Annotated in this window: 13 protein-coding genes and 1 riboswitch; of the genes, 4 read left to right on the top strand and 9 right to left on the bottom strand. The window is 73.7% G+C overall.

From position 1 onward, the window contains the following. Positions 1-39 precede the first annotated feature (39 nt). The 5 genes from JK356_RS04200 to JK356_RS04220 form a co-directional block, all read right to left on the bottom strand. Positions 40-1002 (bottom strand): aldo/keto reductase, encoded by a 963-nt coding sequence (locus JK356_RS04200; RefSeq protein ID WP_201866157.1) that lies wholly within the window; start codon positions 1000-1002, stop codon positions 40-42. Positions 1003-1159: 157 nt separating this feature from the next. After that, positions 1160-2320 (bottom strand): M23 family metallopeptidase, encoded by a 1161-nt coding sequence (locus tag JK356_RS22300; protein ID WP_201866158.1) that lies wholly within the window; start codon positions 2318-2320, stop codon positions 1160-1162. 7 nt (positions 2321-2327) lie between these two features. Next, a riboswitch (cyclic di-AMP (ydaO/yuaA leader) is annotated at positions 2328-2504 on the bottom strand. Between the two features lie 222 nt (positions 2505-2726). After that, on the bottom strand, positions 2727-4088 hold the full coding sequence (locus JK356_RS04210) for an extracellular solute-binding protein (protein ID WP_201866159.1): 1362 nt from the start codon (positions 4086-4088) through the stop codon (positions 2727-2729). Then, positions 4085-6682 carry a caspase family protein gene (locus JK356_RS04215; RefSeq protein ID WP_201866160.1) on the bottom strand — a complete coding sequence of 866 codons (2598 nt, stop codon included), beginning with the start codon at positions 6680-6682 and terminating at the stop codon, positions 4085-4087. Before JK356_RS04215 ends, JK356_RS04210 begins: the two co-directional genes overlap by 4 nt. A 6-nt stretch (positions 6683-6688) precedes the next feature. After that, positions 6689-7090, bottom strand: a complete 402-nt coding sequence (locus tag JK356_RS04220; RefSeq protein WP_201866161.1) for a hypothetical protein — start codon at positions 7088-7090, stop codon at positions 6689-6691. A gap of 368 nt (positions 7091-7458) precedes the next feature. Here JK356_RS04220 and JK356_RS04225 point away from each other — a divergent pair, with 368 nt between their 5' ends. The 4 genes from JK356_RS04225 (at position 7459) to JK356_RS04240 (ending at position 12011) form a co-directional block, all read left to right on the top strand. Beyond that, complete coding sequence (locus JK356_RS04225; protein WP_201866162.1) at positions 7459-8259, top strand: SAM-dependent methyltransferase; 801 nt, start codon at positions 7459-7461, stop codon at positions 8257-8259. A gap of 765 nt (positions 8260-9024) precedes the next feature. Further along, a complete protein-coding gene (locus JK356_RS04230) occupies positions 9025-10128 on the top strand; it encodes an NADH:flavin oxidoreductase/NADH oxidase (protein WP_201866163.1) in 1104 nt (367 codons plus the stop codon). Between the two features lie 288 nt (positions 10129-10416). Continuing rightward, the gene (locus JK356_RS04235) at positions 10417-11229 is read left to right on the top strand and encodes an SAM-dependent methyltransferase (protein WP_201866164.1); all 813 of its coding nucleotides are present in this window, start codon (positions 10417-10419) and stop codon (positions 11227-11229) included. A 224-nt stretch (positions 11230-11453) separates the two neighbouring features. Continuing rightward, positions 11454-12011: a glycoside hydrolase family 25 protein gene (locus JK356_RS04240; protein WP_201866165.1), complete on the top strand. Its 558-nt coding sequence runs from the start codon at positions 11454-11456 to the stop codon at positions 12009-12011. A 25-nt stretch (positions 12012-12036) separates the two neighbouring features. Here the strand turns inward: JK356_RS04240 and JK356_RS04245 are convergent, their stop codons facing one another. From JK356_RS04245 to JK356_RS04260, 4 genes are read right to left on the bottom strand one after another with little or no spacing between them, the layout of a single operon-like run. Beyond that, the gene (locus tag JK356_RS04245; RefSeq protein ID WP_201866166.1) at positions 12037-12909 is read right to left on the bottom strand and encodes an ABC transporter ATP-binding protein; all 873 of its coding nucleotides are present in this window, start codon (positions 12907-12909) and stop codon (positions 12037-12039) included. Next, the gene (locus JK356_RS04250; RefSeq protein ID WP_201866167.1) at positions 12888-13970 is read right to left on the bottom strand and encodes an iron chelate uptake ABC transporter family permease subunit; all 1083 of its coding nucleotides are present in this window, start codon (positions 13968-13970) and stop codon (positions 12888-12890) included. The genes JK356_RS04245 and JK356_RS04250 overlap by 22 nt, the downstream gene beginning before the upstream one ends. Continuing rightward, positions 13967-15010 carry an iron ABC transporter permease gene (locus tag JK356_RS04255; RefSeq protein WP_201866168.1) on the bottom strand — a complete coding sequence of 348 codons (1044 nt, stop codon included), beginning with the start codon at positions 15008-15010 and terminating at the stop codon, positions 13967-13969. The genes JK356_RS04250 and JK356_RS04255 overlap by 4 nt, the downstream gene beginning before the upstream one ends. Positions 15011-15027: 17 nt before the next feature. Then, entirely contained in the window at positions 15028-16095 is a 1068-nt protein-coding gene (locus JK356_RS04260) for an iron-siderophore ABC transporter substrate-binding protein (RefSeq protein ID WP_201866169.1), read from the bottom strand. Between the last annotated feature and the right edge of the window lie 111 nt (positions 16096-16206).

Below are 16206 nucleotides of genomic sequence, written 5' to 3' on the forward strand. Positions count from 1 at the left end.
GGCCCTGGCCCCGGCGCGGACGGCCCGCAGCGCCCGGCTTCAGCCGGCGGGCTGGGACGCCTCCGTCAGCAGCGCCAGTTCCTCGGCCGTCAGCGTGAGCCCGGCCGCGGCCAGCAGCGGCGGAAGCTGCTCCGGGGTGCGGGCGCTGGCGATCGGCGCCGCAACGGTGGGCTGCGCGGCGAGCCAGGCCAGCGCCACGGCCGCCATCTCGGCGCCCCGCGCCGACGCCACGTCGTCCAGCGCCGCGAGCACGCGCTGCCCCCGCTCGGTCTCCAGGTACTGGCTGGCCCGGTCCGCGCGCGGGCTGTCCACCCGCTGGCCGGGCCGGTACTTGCCGGTCAGGAAGCCGGACGCCAGCGCCGAGTACGGCATGGCCGCCAGGCCGTAGCGGGCGGCGAGCGCGGCCAGCTCCCCCTCGTAGGTCTCGCGGGAGAGCAGGTGGTACTTCGGCTGGATCGCCACGTACCGGGCCTTGGACTCGGCCTCGGAGAACTCCAGCGACGCCGCGAGGCGGGCGGGCGAGATGTTGGAGACGCCGATCTCGCGGACCTTGCCCTCGGCGACCAGCTCGTCCAGCGCCGCGATGATCTCGGAGACCTCGACCGACTCGTCGTCGACGTGCGTGTAGTACAGGTCGATGTAGTCGGTGTCCAGGCGGCGCAGCGACGCCTCACAGGCCCGCTTGATGGTGTCCGCCGACAGCCCCCGGTAGTCCGGGTGCGCCCCGGCCTTCGTCGCGATGACCATCTCGCCGCGGCGGGAGGGCCCGCCGCGCTTGAGCCAGCGGCCGATGATCGTCTCCGACTCGCCGCCCGTGTTGCCCTCGGCCCAGGCCGAGTAGGCGTCCGCGGTGTCGACGAACGTGCCCCCGGCCGCCTCGAAGGCGTCGAGGACCGCGAAGGAGGCCGCCTCGTCCGCCGTCCAGCCGAAGACGTTCCCGCCCAGGCACAGCGGGGAAACCCGCAGACTGCCCACCGTCCGTGAGGTCGCCGCATCCGTCATGGCGGGCAGTCTATGCGCCAGGAAGAGGGAACCGGCGGTCCTGGTGTCGGGGGAAAGCACCAGGACCGCCGGTGGCTTGCGGCAGCGGCCGGGCCGGACGCGGCCGCCGGAGAACCCGGAGAACGCGCAGAACCCGGAGAACCCAGCGCGCGGCGGATCAGACGCTCAGGCCCTTGTCCCGCAGCCAGGCCAGCGGGTCCACGGCGGAGCCGCCGCCCGGCAGGACCTCCAGGTGCAGGTGCGGGCCAGTGGAGTTGCCGGTGGAGCCGACCTGGCCGATGACGTCACCGGTGCTGACCTCCTGCCCGGCCACGACGTTCATCGAGGACAGGTGGCAGTACCACAGCTCGGTGCCGTCCTCCAGCTGCACGATGATGCGGTAGCCGTAGGACCCGGCCCAGGCCGCCTCGGTGACGGTGCCGGTGTGCACGTTCTTCACGGGCGTGCCGGTGGGGGCGGCGAAGTCCTGCCCGGTGTGGGTCGAGGACCACATCGAGCCGCTGGCGCCGAAGCTGGAGGAGAGGGTGTAGTCGGACAGCGGGAGCGTGTAGCTGGCGCGGAGCCGGGCGAGCCGCTCCTCCTCCTCGCGGCGGCGCCGTTCCTCCTCCTCGCGGCGGCGGCGCTCCTCTTCCTCGCGGCGCTCCTGCTCGGCCTGCTCGGCCGCCTCCTGGATGGCGGCCTCCCGGGCCTGGGTGACGGCGGCCTCGCGGGCCCGCGACTCGGCGCTGAACACCTGCTGGTCGGCCTGCTGGAGGATGCGGGCGCGCAGCGCCTCGCCCGCGTCGGACTGCCCGGCGGCGAGATCCGCCTCGGTCATGCCCGCCGTCGTCAGCGGGGCCGCCGCCAGCACCTGGGCGGTGGTGGTCTGCTCGCTGCCGGACCCGTCGGACATCAGGCCGCCGACCAGGGGAAGGTGACTGGGTATGGAGCGGATCTTCGCGGAAGCGGCGTCCATGCCGGGCAGGGCCCCGGCGCCGCTCTCGTTCGCCGAGGCCATGCCGCCCGCGCCCACAGCCGCCATCACGCCGACGCCGAGCACGGCCCGGCTGCGGGCCATCGTGCCGCCGCGCGGGCGGGCGACCCGGTGCCTGCCGCGGACCGGGCGGACGGTGTCAGCGCTGGGGTTCCACTCCACACGCGGGGCGTCGTCGGCCGGTTCGGGGCCGAAGGCGGCCTGCGCGGGGGCCGTAGCGGAAGCGGTGGCGGTGGCGGTACCGCCGTCGGCGTACCTGTCGTACCCGTCAAAGCCGGTGAGGTGCGGTGCGGCGAGCGTGTCGCCGTACGTGTCCTGCGGGGCGGCATACCGGTTCGACGCCACGGAGGCGCTCTCCTTTCCTTCCTTCGCCTACCGGGTTAGCTGACGGGTTCGGAGCAGGAAGGTCTCCTACGGAGGCGCTGGTCAGTGGTGGCGTCCAGCGACCCGATTCACCCCAGGTGGTGGTTCCCCGGTTCCTTCGCATGCAGTTGTTCATCGCACGCGCCAGATTCGGCGACAGAGCACGGCGCCGTCCTTGCGACGGCGGTGACGACCGCGCTGCGTTATCGAACGTTAATAGAGGGGCTCGGCAGATTCCAAGTGCCTCCGGGAATAAAACCCGGACCCCGGCGGGACTATCGGTGACCAAGTCCGCCAAACCGGACACCACATGGGCCGATCTGACGGTCCGTGTGGCCGACGCCTCATTCTGACGGTGTGTCAGTTGTTATCGAGCGCCGCGCGTCCGTCACTCACCGTGGTCCGGCTCCGGCAGGCGGCCCTCAAGCGCCCTGGGCAGCGCCTCGTTGAGGTCACGCGCCGCCTCCGCCGCCCCGTAGGCGTCGTCGGCGAGCATGCGCGCCACGATCCGCTGGAGCGTCTGCGAGAACTGCGTGTAGTACGGCGTCCGGGGCCGGGGATGGGCGTCGCGCAGCGCACACCACAGCAGTTCGACGTACTCCGGCTGCGCGCTGACCGGCGGCGGCCGCTCCCCGTCGGGCGCCGGGCGGCGCTGGGCCGCGCCCTCCTCGCAGGACGGCTCCTCCGGCAGGCCGTAGGCGGTCCGCAGCGCGGGCGCGAACCCGGCGTCCAGCAGGCTGCGCTGGCTGCCCGTCTCGTGCGTGAGGAACTCGATCAGCGCGGCGGCGTCCCGCTCCCGGGCGCTCGTCGCCGAGATGGCCAGGCTCTGCCCGCCCAGCGCGGCCTGCCCCGGCAGGGTGGTGACGGCGTATCCGGCGGGCAGCGAGGCGTAGGCGTAGGGCCAGCCGCGCATCATCACCGACGCGCCCGAGGTGAACGCGCCGAGCGCCGCCGTCTCATCCGCCTCGTAGCTGACGGGGCTGATCTGCTCGCCCGTCGGCTGCGCCCGCTCGAAGAAGCCCAGCGCCCTGGCCAGCAGCTCCTCGTCGGGCTCCTGGTAGCGGCCGTCGCCGCTGACGAGGCCGATGCCCGCGCTCCACAGCGCCTCCAGGACGTTGACGGTCAGGCCCTCGTACGGGCGCAGCTGCGTGGTATAGGCGGGCGGCTGGTAGCCGGTCGGCCAGTTCTCCAGCAGCGCGGCGAGGCTGTCGGCGCCGAGGACGTCGCTCTCCGCCTGGTTCTGCTCCGCCAGCAGCTCCGGGTCGTAGTACAGCAGCCCGACGTCGGTGTTGAACGGCACCGCGTACCGCTTGCCCTCCCACTCCCCGGCCGCCAGCGCCTGCGGCAGGAAGTCCGCCCGCGCCAGGTACGCCAGGCCGCCGTCCAGCGGCTCGATCAGCCCGGCCTCGGCGAACTCCGGCACCCAGGTGGTGTCGAGGTTGATGACGTCGTAGTCGGCCGAGCCCGACTGGAGCGAGGCGATCAGCTCGCTGCGCTGGCCGTCCTCGGCCGGGGGCAGCTCGACGAGCTCCACGGGCGTCTCCGGGTGCTCGGCGTTCCACTGGTCGATCAGTTCCTGCCGCACGCCCTGCCCGTCGGGCCCGGTGAGATCCGCGCCGCTGACCAGCACCAGCGGCCGGTCGCCGTCGGGCCGCCCGGCCGGGCCGCCGCCGTCGTCCGCCACGCAGGCGGGCAGCAGCACGGCGGCGGCGAGCAGCGCGGCAAGGCGTCTGCCAGCGGCCCGGCTCATGACCCGTTCTCCCCCGTCAGCCCCGCCACGGCGTCGTGCAGGCGCGTCGCCGGATCCCGGGTGGTGCCGTCGATGCACAGGCTGTCGTCGCCCGCGGCGAGCTCCCGGTGGAACGCCTCGCCGCAGCCCGGCTCGCCCAGCGCCACGACGGCGACCGGCACCCCCAGCGACGGCGCCCCGCCGGCCGGGGAGTCCTCGCCGTCCGTCACCAGCACCAGCAGCGGGGCACGCCCGGCCGAGGCGCTGCCCGCGAGGGCGTCCGCCGCCTCGGCGAGCGCCTCGGTGACCGGCGCGTCGGCGTCGACCGCGGCCAGGCCGCCGAGCACGTCCGCGACCGCCGCCGGGCTGGCGTCCCCCAGCCGCTGCTGCCAGGCGGTGCCGCTGCCCTGGGCGGCGGGCGCGGTGAGCAGACTGAAGCGGTCGGTGCCGGGCGACAGGGCCCCGGTGCCCGCCTCCAGCACGCCGGTGATCTCCTCCTGACGCGCCTCGGTGTAGAAGCCGGTGGAGACGTCCAGCACGAACACGACGTCGCGCGGGGAGCGGCTCTCCTCCCGGTCGCCGAGATAGGCGGCGGTGTCGCCGGAGTCCGGCGGGTCGCCCGCGGGCACCCGGGACGTCACGAACGCCCCGTCGTTGAGCGGCACCCGGTTCTGGGCGCTCACGGCGGGCACGGCCTCGCCGGGCTCCCAGCCGCCGACCCGGAACCCGGCACCGGCCAGGGCGTAGCTGCCCTCCTTCCCGGTGAGCCACTCCCGCAGCCGGTTGGTCGCCTCGGTCCGCTCCCCGGCGTCCTGCCAGGCGTCCTCCCAGTGCACGGGCACGAACGTGAGGTCCAGCGGCGCCACGTCCGCCGGGTAGTACGCGGTGTAGCGGCCCTGCGAGGGGTCCGCGGCCCGGTGCGCGGTGCCGTGGGGCAGGCAGGCGGGGGCCTCCTCGGCGATGAGGTCGACGACGGTCCGCTCGCCGATCAGCAGGGCGGGCGGCGCCTCCTCGCCGGGGCCGGGCAGTGAGCACAGCAGTTCCCGGTCGTCGGGCGGCGCGATGCCGCCGTCCCCGATGGCGCCGGGCGCGGCGAAGCCGTGTGCCAGGGCGGCGTCGGAGGAGGCGGGGTCGGCGCTGCTGACGGTCAGTCCGGCCTCACCGGCGGCGGCCAGCAGCGCCTCCAGGGTCTCGCCGGTCCGCTCCACGCCGGGCAGGGTGCCGGGGACGGCGAGGACGGCGGGGCTGAGCGCGAGGCGGGTCCCGGTGCCGAGGTAGGCGGTGCTCTCGGCGCGGCGGGTGCTGTCGGCGACGGGCTCGACCGGCATGCCGGAGGCGGGGATCCACACGTCCGGGCGGGGGCCGACGTCCCGCAGCGGGCGGGCGCACTCGCGCCGTTCGCCGGGGTCGGGACAGGCGCGTTCCGGCTCGGACCAGGCGGCGGTGGCGGCGAAGGCGTCCACGACCGTGCCGGTGGGCGCCGAGTAGACGAACGCGTCGATCTGCTGGCAGCCCGCGGGCTGGCCGCCCAGCGGTTCCCGGGCGGCGGCGGACACCTCGAACCGCTCGATGACCTCGCCGAGCGCCTGCTCGTACTCGGGGGCGGTCAGCACGCGCAGCTGGAGCGGCTGGCCGCAGCCGGGCGGCGGGACGAGCGACCCGGCGGCGGTCACCAGGCCGGCCGCGGTGACGCCGGCGGCGACCGCGACGAGGACGAGGCTGAGCGCGGCGCCCAGCAGCCGCCGCCACAGCGGCCCTTTGGCCTGCGCCCGCAGCCAGTCGCGGATGTCGGGCCAGTCCGGCGGGAAGGAGGGCGGCGGCTCAGGCGGCGGAGCAGGGCGCTCGCCGCGGCGCCGGGCGGGGGCGCGGGCGAGGGACAGCACGGTGTCGGACTCGCAGTTGTAGGTCGACACGGCCGGCCACCAGTCGCCCGGGTGGCTGGTGTCCTTGCTGTTCTGTGCGCGGTCCCGGTCCGCCTCGGCGCGGCGGCGCAGGGGGGCGTAGAGAGAGCCGACGGTGACGGGTTCGCCGGGGTCGGTCCCGGCGCTCAGCACGTCGAGCAGCGCCCGGGTGAACGGCGGGGGGCCGTCCCCGTCGCCCTGGCTGTGGCGGGCCTGCTCGCGCGAGGAGGTGATGAGGGTGTAGCCCTTGCCCTCGGGCGCGGGGACGTGCTTGGCGTTGCCGGAGTAGCAGCAGTCGAGGATGACGACGAGGCGCTCGGCGCGGCCGCTGGCCAGGACGTGGAGCAGGTCCTCGTAGCGGACGCCGTTCTGCCACGGCCGGGCGTGCGGGGCGTTCGAGGGCAGCAGGTACAGCTGGGGCGGCCGGCTGGGCTCCTGGTGCAGGTAGCCGTGGCCGCAGAAGTAGAACAGCAGCAGCTTCCCGGCCTCGGCGGCGGCCTGCCGGGCGTCGTCGAACAGGTCCTGCCCGTCCGGGGAGTCGGACACCGTGACGACGGACGCCGGCAGGTTGAGGCCGCGTTTGCGGGTGAAAAGCTCGTGCAGCGAGCTGAGGGCGCGTTTGGCGGCGGGTATGCCGGGGTGCCCGTCGTCGTCGTACTCCGAGACGCCGACGAGGAGGGCACGGCAGTCCCGGCCCGTGACCAGGAAGGGCATGCGCCCTTACCCCAGTTCGTCCCGGCCATCGCGGAGGGCGTCGCGGGCCCGTTCCGCGAGTTCGGTCAGCTGCTGCCGGGTCAGGTCAGCGGAGCTGTCGAGGGTCAGCCGCGTGGTCTCGTCGACCTGGACGGTGACGGCGAGGCGACGGTGCGAACGGTTGCGGAGGTAATCGTAGGCGGAGCGCAGCAGGGCGTAGACGCCGATCTCGGCGGTCGCCTGCACGAGCACGGCGGTGATGAACTCGGCCGCGCCCATGGCGTCCGGCGCCGGCCGGGCCCGGGTGCCGATCTGCCAGGTGCCGGCGAGCTCCGGGTCCTCGCGCAGCCACGACGCCAGCAGCTGGCCGTCCTCATCCGTGGCCTCCGCCCCGTCCACGCTGATGAGCAGTTCCGTCCGTGCGTCCACGCCGGCGACGTCCCTTCCCCTGGCGGCAGTGGTCTCCCCCGTTTTCCGCCGCCATTCTCGTGTGCGTTTCCTGGCAACTCAACTGCCGTGCGCCACAGGGCAGGCCGGGCCCGCTGCCCTCGAGCGTTCACCGGCATTCCGCGGCCCGCGTCGCCGCCGGGAGCACCAGAGAGCGGCCGGCCCGGCCCCAGGGCCGGCCAAAGGCACCGCAACGTCCCCTGCCTGCACAGCCGTTGTCCCCAGGGTGTGGATACGGCGGCGCACGAGGCGGCGAGTGAGCGGCAGTTAACCGCAAGCGGCCGGTAAGGATACGATCAGCACGCGGTTGCTGCCGCACAGTTGCGCGGACCACTCGGAGCGGAGGCCCCATGCCGGACCAGCCACTCGATCTGCGGACCGACCGGCCCCATTCGGCCCGGATGTACGACTACCTACTCGGCGGCAAGGAGCACTACACGGTCGACGCCGAGGCCGCCGAAAAAGCCCTTCAGGTTTTCCCGATGCTGCGCACCGCCGCCCGGGAAAACCGCAAGTTCCTTGGCCGGGCCGTCCGTTACCTGGCCAAGGAAGCCGGGATAAGGCAGTTCCTCGATCTCGGCTCCGGCCTGCCGACGGCCGAGAACGTGCACCAGGTCGCACAGCGCGTCATCCCCGACGCGCGGGTGGTGTACGTCGACAACGACCCGATCGTGCTGGTGCACGGCAACGCCCTGCTGGCACGCGACGCCAGCACCTGCGTCGTCCAGGGCGACATCCGCGAGCCCCGCGCCGTCCTGGAGCACCCCGAGACGCAGGGCCTGATCGACTTCGACGAGCCGGTCGCCGTGCTGGCCGTCGCCGTGCTGCACTTCGTCGGCGACGACGAGGACCCGGACGGCATCGTGCGGACGCTGCGCGAGGCGGTGTGCCCCGGCAGCCATCTCATCCTGTCGCACGCCACCGCCGACCTGGCCCCCGAGGCGGCGCTCGGCGTGCAGGAGGCCTACCGCGTGCAGGGCGTGCCGCTGACGCTGCGCAGCAAGGAACGCTTCACGGAGTTCTTCGCCGGGACCGAACTCATCGACCCCGGCGTGCAGGTGGTGTCCGACTGGCGCGCCGAGGAGCCTGCGGACCAGCGCCCCAGCCACGCCGACGTCTCCTGGTACGGCGGCATCGGCCGCGTCGTCTGACCCCTGCCTTCCCCGTCCGTCCGGCACCCGGGGCTCACGTGCGGCCGCGCGGGAGCCCCGGGGCCGCCGGGCCCTGTCAGCCGAACGTCATGCGGTCATCCCGCGTACTGCGCCAGGCAGTTGCGGCTTCTCTCGCCTTCCGGCGCGCACTCCGGCGCACTCGGTGACGCCCCGGGCCCGCGCCGGGGCGGGGCGGCGGCGGTGCACGGCGACGAGACGGGCAGCTGCCGGGCCGCTGCTGGCCGCGAGGCCGTCCGGCGAGGCCACGTCACGCCCGCGTCATGCGGACGTCGGCCCGCCAGGACAGCCTGGGAACCACGGATGGCCGTGGCGTCCACCCCCTATCCCCCCACGGCCGTCCTCCCCCTCTTTTTCCTCTCTTCTCCGGCTCTCTTCTCTGGCTTTCTCTGGCTTCTCTTGAGCGCCTCCGCCGCCTCCCCGGAGCCGGCGCCAGCTGGACCGCGAGCCGCCGCACCGCCCCGCTGCCCAGCGCCTCACCGCCCGCTGCGCACCAGCCGCCTCACCGGCCGGTGCCGCCGGGCGGTTCCGTGTCCTCACGCCCGCCGCGGCCCCGCGCGGCCGCACCGTCCTCGCCCCTCCGCGCCCTCTGACGTGACAACCAGACGCCACCCGAAGTCACCCTCACGCGCAATATCCAGCGCTTGCAAGTAACAGCCCTTGCAACTACTCTCGGATGCGCGGAACCGCGGCGGACCGCTGCGGCCCACCGTGTCGTCTCACACCACCGTTCAGGAGAGTCCGACGTTGAGCACCAGCTTGTTCGCTCCCTACACCCTCCGGTCGCTGACCATCCCCAATCGCGTCTGGATGGCGCCGATGTGCCAGTACAGCGCCGCACCGGACGGCGAGGCGGCCGGTGTCCCCACGGACTGGCACGTCGTCCACCTCGGCGCCCGGGCCACGGGCGGCGCCGGGCTGATCATCACGGAGGCCACCGCCGTGACCCCCGAGGGCCGCATCAGCCCCTACGACCTCGGCATCTGGAACGACGCCCAGGTCGAAGGGTTCCGGCGGATCACGTCGTTCCTGACGTCGCAGGGCAGCGTCCCCGCCATCCAGCTGGCCCACGCGGGACGCAAGGCGTCCACCGAGCGGACCTGGGTCGACCGGGGCCGCCAGATCGCCCCCGGCGAGGAGCACGGCTGGACACCGGTCGGCCCCAGCCCGCTGGCCTTCTCCGCCCGCTCGACCCGGCCGGAGGAGCTGAGCACCGAGCAGATCCGCGGGCTGGTCCAGAGCTTCGCGGACGCCGCCCGGCGCGCGCTCGACGCCGGGTTCCAGGCCGCCGAGATCCACGGCGCCCACGGCTACCTGATCCACCAGTTCCTCTCCCCGCACAGCAACCACCGCACCGACGCCTACGGCGGCCCCTTCGAGAACCGGGCGCGCTTCGCCCTGGAGGTCACCGAGGCCGTCCGCGCGGTGTGGCCCGAGGACCTGCCCGTGCTCTTCCGCGTCTCGGCGACCGACTGGTTCGAGGAGAACCCGGACGACGACCGCGAGGGCTGGACGCTGGCCGACACCGTGCGGCTGGCCAAGGAGCTCCAGGCGCGCGGCGTGGACCTGATCGACGTCTCCTCGGGCGGCATCGCCCCGGACGCCAGGATCACCTCCGGCCCCGGCTACCAGGTGCCGTTCGCCGCGGCCGTCCGGGAGCAGGCGGGCATCCCCGTCGCGGCCGTCGGCCTGATCACCGAGGCGCGGCAGGCCCAGGACATCCTCGACGCGGGCCAGGCCGACGCCGTCCTCCTCGGCCGCGAGCTGCTGCGCAACCCGTACTGGCCCCGGCAGGCCGCCGCCGTCCTCGGCGCCGAGGTCAGCGGCCCTGTCCAGTACCACCGCGCCTGAGCCCGGCGCGACCGGCGGCTCCCGGCCCGCCCGCCGCACCGCGAGCCGCCGTTTCCTCCCCCGGACGGGGGCGCCCGGCGAAGCTCCTGCCGGTGCCGGGCGCGGAATTCCGGACACTGCGAAAAGGGGCCATGACGGAGATTCTGGCCACCACCGCGCTGCCATGAGCGGCTTTTCCGCATTCCTTACCGTGGCGCGAAGCGCGGCCGAACGCCCGGCCGGGCCAGGCACATTCTCCGGCCGGTCCGCCCCCTGTGCCGGCGGGTACCGGGCTTCTAGATTGCTCCCATGACTCAGGACCGCACGCGCTTAGAGATCGACACCACGGTGCCGCACTCCGCCCGTATCTGGGACTACTGGCTCGGCGGCAAGGACCACTACGAGGCCGACAAGCGCGTCGGCCGCCAGATCGCCGAGGCCTACCCCGAGATCGTCGAGACCGCGCGCGCCCAGCGGGCGTTCCTGTGCCGGGGGGTGCGGTGGCTCGCCGGGGAGGCGGGAATCCGCCAGTTCCTCGACGTCGGCACCGGCCTGCCCACGGTCGACAACACGCACGAGATCGCGCAGCGCGTCGCGCCCGACTCCCGGATCGTGTACGTCGACCACGACCCGCTCGTCCTGGCCCACGCGCGGGCGCTGCTCACCAGCACCGGCGAGGGCGTCACCGACTACGTGGACGCCGACCTGCGCGAACCGGACGCCATCCTCGCCGCGGCCACCAGCACCCTCGACTTCGACCGCCCGGTGGCGCTGCTGCTGCTCGGCATCACCGCCCACATCACCGACGACGACACCGCCTACGCCATCACCGACCACCTGCTGGCGGCGCTCGCCCCCGGCAGCTACCTGATGCTGTGTGACGGCACCGAGGTGTTCAACCCGGAGGGCAGGCGGGAGCTGGTGCGGCAGTGGAACTCGGCGGGCGACAACCCGCGCGTCAACCGCAGCCCCGAGCAGCTGCGCCGCTTCTTCGCCGGCCTGGAGCTGGTCGAGCCCGGCCTGGTGCCCATCACCCAGTGGCGGCCGGAGGCCATGCCGTTCGGCGAGCCGGACGTGATCGACAACTTCGGCGCGATCGGCCGCAAGCCGGACCCCGCGTAAGCACCGGACGGGCCGCCGGGTGAGGAGAGACCGGGCCGTTCTGCTCACCCGGCGACCACCCGGCGGCGGCGCCGCCGGAGCCCCGCAACGCCAGGGAAGCCGGAGAAACCGGATACCAGGCCACCAACTCCCCAGAAGTGGCCGGAAACTGAACCCACGATGCATGCCGGTCCCCGTCCGCAGGCAGACGCATACCAACAGTCACGACACAGCAGGGGGACCCCATGGCAATCCGGGGCATCGACGTCTCCAGCTACCAGTCATCCACCTACGCGCTCGACGGCGTCGACTTCGTCATCGTCAAGGCAACCGAGGGCACCAGCTACCGCAACCCCAAGCACAGCGCGCAGATCGCCCGCGCCCGGGAACACAACCGCGTGGTGGGCCACTACCACTACCTCAGCTCAGGCAGCGGCATCGCCAGCCAGATCACCTACTTCCTCGACCACATCGACGCACGCCGCGGCGAACTGCTCGCCCTGGACTGGGAGGACCCGGGCGTCACCAGCGACGACAAGGACGAGGCCATCAACCGCCTGAAGGAACAGGCCAGCGGCCACCGGATCCTGCTCTACTGCAACGTCGACTTCTGGAAGAACCGCAACACGTCACCGAAGCGCGGCGACGGCCTGTGGATCGCCCACTACAACGGCAAGCCCGGAGAGCCCGGCATCACCTCCGAGTGGCTGCTGCACCAGTACACCTCGGACCCGGTCGACACCAGCGTCGCGGCCTTCGGCAGCCGCGCCGAGATGGCCGAGTGGGCCGACGGCACGGCATGACACCGCGCCCGCGCCCGCCGCGCGGTCAGCCCGCCTCGGCGGGCCGCGACAGCGCGGGCCGCTGCTCCCGCGGCTCCGCGTGACGGGAGTGCGGAACGACCATCGGCGTGCCGGTCCGCGGATCGGGCACGATGTCGCAGCCCAGCTGGAAGACCTCCGCGACCAGCTCCGCCGTCAGCACCTCACCAGGCGGCCCCTCGGCGACCACCCTCCCCTGGTCCATCACGACCAGGTGCGTGGCGAACCGTGCCGCCTGGTTGAGGTCGTGCAGCACCGCGACGATCGTCCTGCCCTCCCGGTGCAGCTCCCCGCACAGCTCCAGCAGCTCGTACTGGTGGGCGATGTCGAGGTACGTCGTGGGCTCGTCGAGCAGCAGCAGCCCCGTCTGCTGCGCCAGCACCATCGCGATCCACGCCCGCTGCCGCTGCCCGCCCGACAGCTCGCCCGCCCGCGCGTCGGCCAGCTCGGTCAGGCCGGTGCGCGCCAGGGCCGAGGCGATCGCCGCGTCGTCCTCGGGCGACCACTGCCGCAGCAGCGTGTGGTACGGGTACCGGCCGCGCCGCACCAGGCCCCGCACGCTGATCCCCTCCGGGGCCACCGGGCTCTGCGGCAGCAGCGCCACACGCCGCGCTACCTCCTTGCCCCGGTAGGAGTGCAGGTCCTTCCCGTCCAGCAGGATGCGGCCCTCCTCCGGCTTCACCACCCGCGCGAACGACTTCACCAGCGTCGACTTCCCGCTGCCATTGGGCCCGATGACCATCGTCAGGGAGCCGGGCGGGATGCGGATGCTGAGGTCACGCACCACGGGCGCGCCGCCGTAGGAGAGCGTCACACCCTCGGCGCGCAGCCCCTCAAGCCGTTCCCCCGCTTCGGTGCTCACAGTCGTCCCTTTCGCCATTCGCGGACCAGCAGGTACCCGAGGTAGATGCCCCCGATCGCCATCGTGTAGATGCCGACCGGCAGACCATCCGAGAAGGGAAGCTGGGCGGCGGCCAGATCGGCCAGCACCAGCAGCAGGGCGCCGGTCAGCGCCGCCAGCGTCAGGTGCGCGCCGGTGCCGCCGGTGAGCCGCCGCGCGATCTGCGGGGACGTCAGCGCGATGAACGCAATCGGGCCCGCCACACTGACCGCGCCCGCCGACAGCACGATCGACAGCAGCACGGCGGCCACCCGCGTCTGCTTGGGCTCGGCGCCCAGCGCGGCCGCCAGCTCGTCACCCATCTCGGCGGTCTCCAGGCGCCGCGCGAGCAGCGCCGCCAGCGGCGCGGTGACCAGCAGCACGACCCCGATCGTGGCGGCGTGGTCCCATGAGCGCGCCGCCAGGCTGCCGTTGATGTACGCGGTCAGCACGGTCGCCGCGTCCCGCTCCACCACGTAGACCACGTACTGCGTGAACGCCGTCCCCATCGCGGCCACGCCGATCCCGGCGACGATCAGCCGCCCCGGATCGCGGAAACCGGTGCCGGTCGAGACGTACACCAGCGCCATGGCCCCCGCCGCCCCGCCCAGCGCGCCCAGCCACACCGGCACCCCGCCCGGCAGCCACAGCGCGACGACTGCCGCGCCCGCCCCGGCGCCCGCCGCCAGCCCGATCACGTCGGGGCTGCCCAGCGGATTGCGGGTCACCGACTGGAACAGCGCGCCGGACAGGCCCAGCGCGGCGCCCGTTCCGGCGGCAACGGCCAGCCGCGGCCCGCGCAGCCGCTCAAGCACGAAGGCGTCGGTGCCGTCCGCGCCGCCCGTCAGCGCGCGGGGCAGGTCGCCCAGCGGGATGCCGAGCGAGCCCAGCGTCAGCGTCGCCGCCGACGCCGCCACCAGCAGCAGCACCAGCACGGCCCCGGCCACCAGGTGGGCGCGCGAGACCGGCAGCGCGACCGCCCGCCCCAGCGTGAGAACGCCGCGCGGCGCGGCGGGCCGGCCGCCCGCCTGGGACGGCGCCGGGTTCTCGACGCGGGTCATGCCGTCCCCCTCATCCTGCGCACGGCCAGCAGCAGCACGGGCGCCCCGATGAACGCCGTCACCACCCCGACCATCAGCTCCTGCGGGCGCACCACCACCCGCCCCACCACGTCGGCCAGCAGCAGCAGCGCCGGCCCGGCCAGCGCCGAGAACGCGATCTGCATGCGGAAGTCGACGCCCACCAGCGCCCGCACCACGTGCGGCACCGCCAGGCCCACGAAGGCGATCGGCCCGACCGCCGCCGTCGCGGCGGCGCTCAGCAGCGTCGCCGCCAGCAGCCCGCCGGAGCGCAGCAGCATCGGGCTGGCGCCCAGCGAGGACGCCGACTCGTCGCCCAGCGCCAGCGTGTTCAGGCCCGGCCCCAGCAGCAGCGCCAGCAGGAAACCGGCCACGGCGAACGGCAGCACCGACCAGAACACGTCCCAGTTCCGGCCGCCCAGCGCGCCCACCACCCAGTACCGGTAGCTGTCGAAGACATCCGGGTGGCTGAGGGTGATGGCCTGCGTGAACGCCGACAGCACCGCCGAGACGACCGCGCCCGCCAGCACCAGCCGCACCAGCCCCGAGGCGGCACCGGCGGCGCCGATGGCGTAGACGAGCACCCCGGCGCCCAGCGCGCCAGGCAGCGCCCACCACACGGTCGCCGACTGGCCCGACGCGCCGAGGAACGCGGTCGCGAACACGACGGAGGCGGACGCGCCCGCGTTCAGGCCCAGCAGCCCCGGATCGGCCAGCGGATTGCGGGTGATGCCCTGCATCAGCGTGCCGCCCACGGCCAGGCACAGCCCCGCCAGCACGCCGAGCGCGGTCCGCGGGTAGCGGCTCTCGACGACGGTGGTGGTGTAGGCGTCGGCCTCGCCCGCGAACACGTCGAGTACCTCGGCCAGCGAGGTGTTCCTGCTGCCGAACATGACGCTCGCGAACACCGCGAGCACCAGCACGGCCAGCCCGGCCAGCAGCGCGGCCGCCGCCCGGACGAGACCGGTACGCGGCGGCGCGGCGGCGCCGCCCGGACGGGCACGGGAAACGGTGGCGGTCACGTGGTCGCGGTCCCGTCTCAGCTGTCGAGCGCGGCGACGGCCTCGTCGATCAGCGGCAGGTACCGGTCGATGACCCAGGGCACCGTGAGCGGGTTGATGATGGACGACGCGGTGACGAACGAGTTGTCGTCGCTGGCGACGACGGAACCGCGCTCGATGGCCGGGATGGACGCGTACAGCGGCTGCGCCTCGATCTCACGGCGGGTCTCGTCGTCCGTGTAGAAGGTGAAGATCAGGTCGCTGCCGGCGAGCTGGTCGGCGTTCTCCAGGCCGATGAGGGCCGAGTCGGTGCCCTCGGTCTCCTCGAAGGTGGTGACGACCGGGTCGACCGTCAGCCCCAGCGCGGACACCATCGCGACCCGCTGCTCATCGGGCATGAAGACGCCGAGCGTGCCTGGCCCGGTGGTGTAGATGTACGAGAACGTCACGCCCTCGTACTCAGGCCGGCTGGCCGCCGCCTCGGCGAGCTGCTCCTCGATGCCGGCGATCAGCTGCTCGCCCTCGCTGGGCTTGCCGAGCGCCCGGGCGATGATCTCGATCTGCTCGTCCCAGTCGGTGCTCCAGGGCAGGTCCGGGTAGGCGACCGTGGGCGCGATGTCGGAGAGGATGTCGTACTGCTCCTGCGTGATACCCGACCAGGGGGCGAGGATCACATCGGGCTCAAGCTCGATGATCGCCTCGAAGTCGATGTCCTCACCGCCGGTGAACTGCTCGGGCAGCTCGTCCCCGGCCTCGGTCACCGCCTCGTGGATCCACGGCAGGTAGCCGGTGTCGTCGCTGCCCCACTCGTACTCCTCGATGCCGACGGGCGTGTGCCCCAGCGCGATCGCTGTCTCGGCAGAGCCCTGCCCGAGGGTGACGACGCGCTCGGGCACCTCCTCGATCTCGGCGGTGCCGAGGGCGCTGTCGATGCTGACCGGGTAGGCCCCCTCCTCGGCGGGGGGCACCTGCGGCTCCCCGCTCCCCTGCTGTCCCCCGTCCCCGTCCTCGCTGGACGAACAGGCGCCCACGAGCAGCGCGGTGACGGCCGCGGCGGCCGACAGGGAGAGCATCCGGCGGCGCGAACGGGTGTGGCTGGACGGCATGGATGGTCCTCTGGTCGTGGAGATCTTCCGTAGATCAGGTGAGCTTAGGTAAGCCTAAGCTCACCTTAGCGGTTCTTCTTTCCGAGCTGAACGCCCCTTCCGTCACCGCAC

The sequence above is a fragment of the Streptomyces sp. 7-21 genome (assembly GCF_016741785.1).
Lineage (GTDB): Bacteria > Actinomycetota > Actinomycetes > Streptomycetales > Streptomycetaceae > Streptomyces.

Coding starts and splice junctions, on each gene's coding strand:
- JK356_RS04200 (WP_201866157.1), bottom strand. CDS start 1,002: ATGACGGATGCGGCGACCTCACGGACGGTGGGCAGTCTGCGGGTTTCC.
- JK356_RS04210 (WP_201866159.1), bottom strand. CDS start 4,088: ATGAGCCGGGCCGCTGGCAGACGCCTTGCCGCGCTGCTCGCCGCCGCC.
- JK356_RS04215 (WP_201866160.1), bottom strand. CDS start 6,682: ATGCCCTTCCTGGTCACGGGCCGGGACTGCCGTGCCCTCCTCGTCGGC.
- JK356_RS04225 (WP_201866162.1), top strand. CDS start 7,459: ATGCCGGACCAGCCACTCGATCTGCGGACCGACCGGCCCCATTCGGCC.
- JK356_RS04235 (WP_201866164.1), top strand. CDS start 10,417: ATGACTCAGGACCGCACGCGCTTAGAGATCGACACCACGGTGCCGCAC.
- JK356_RS04240 (WP_201866165.1), top strand. CDS start 11,454: ATGGCAATCCGGGGCATCGACGTCTCCAGCTACCAGTCATCCACCTAC.
- JK356_RS04245 (WP_201866166.1), bottom strand. CDS start 12,909: ATGGCGAAAGGGACGACTGTGAGCACCGAAGCGGGGGAACGGCTTGAG.
- JK356_RS04250 (WP_201866167.1), bottom strand. CDS start 13,970: ATGACCCGCGTCGAGAACCCGGCGCCGTCCCAGGCGGGCGGCCGGCCC.
- JK356_RS04260 (WP_201866169.1), bottom strand. CDS start 16,095: ATGCCGTCCAGCCACACCCGTTCGCGCCGCCGGATGCTCTCCCTGTCG.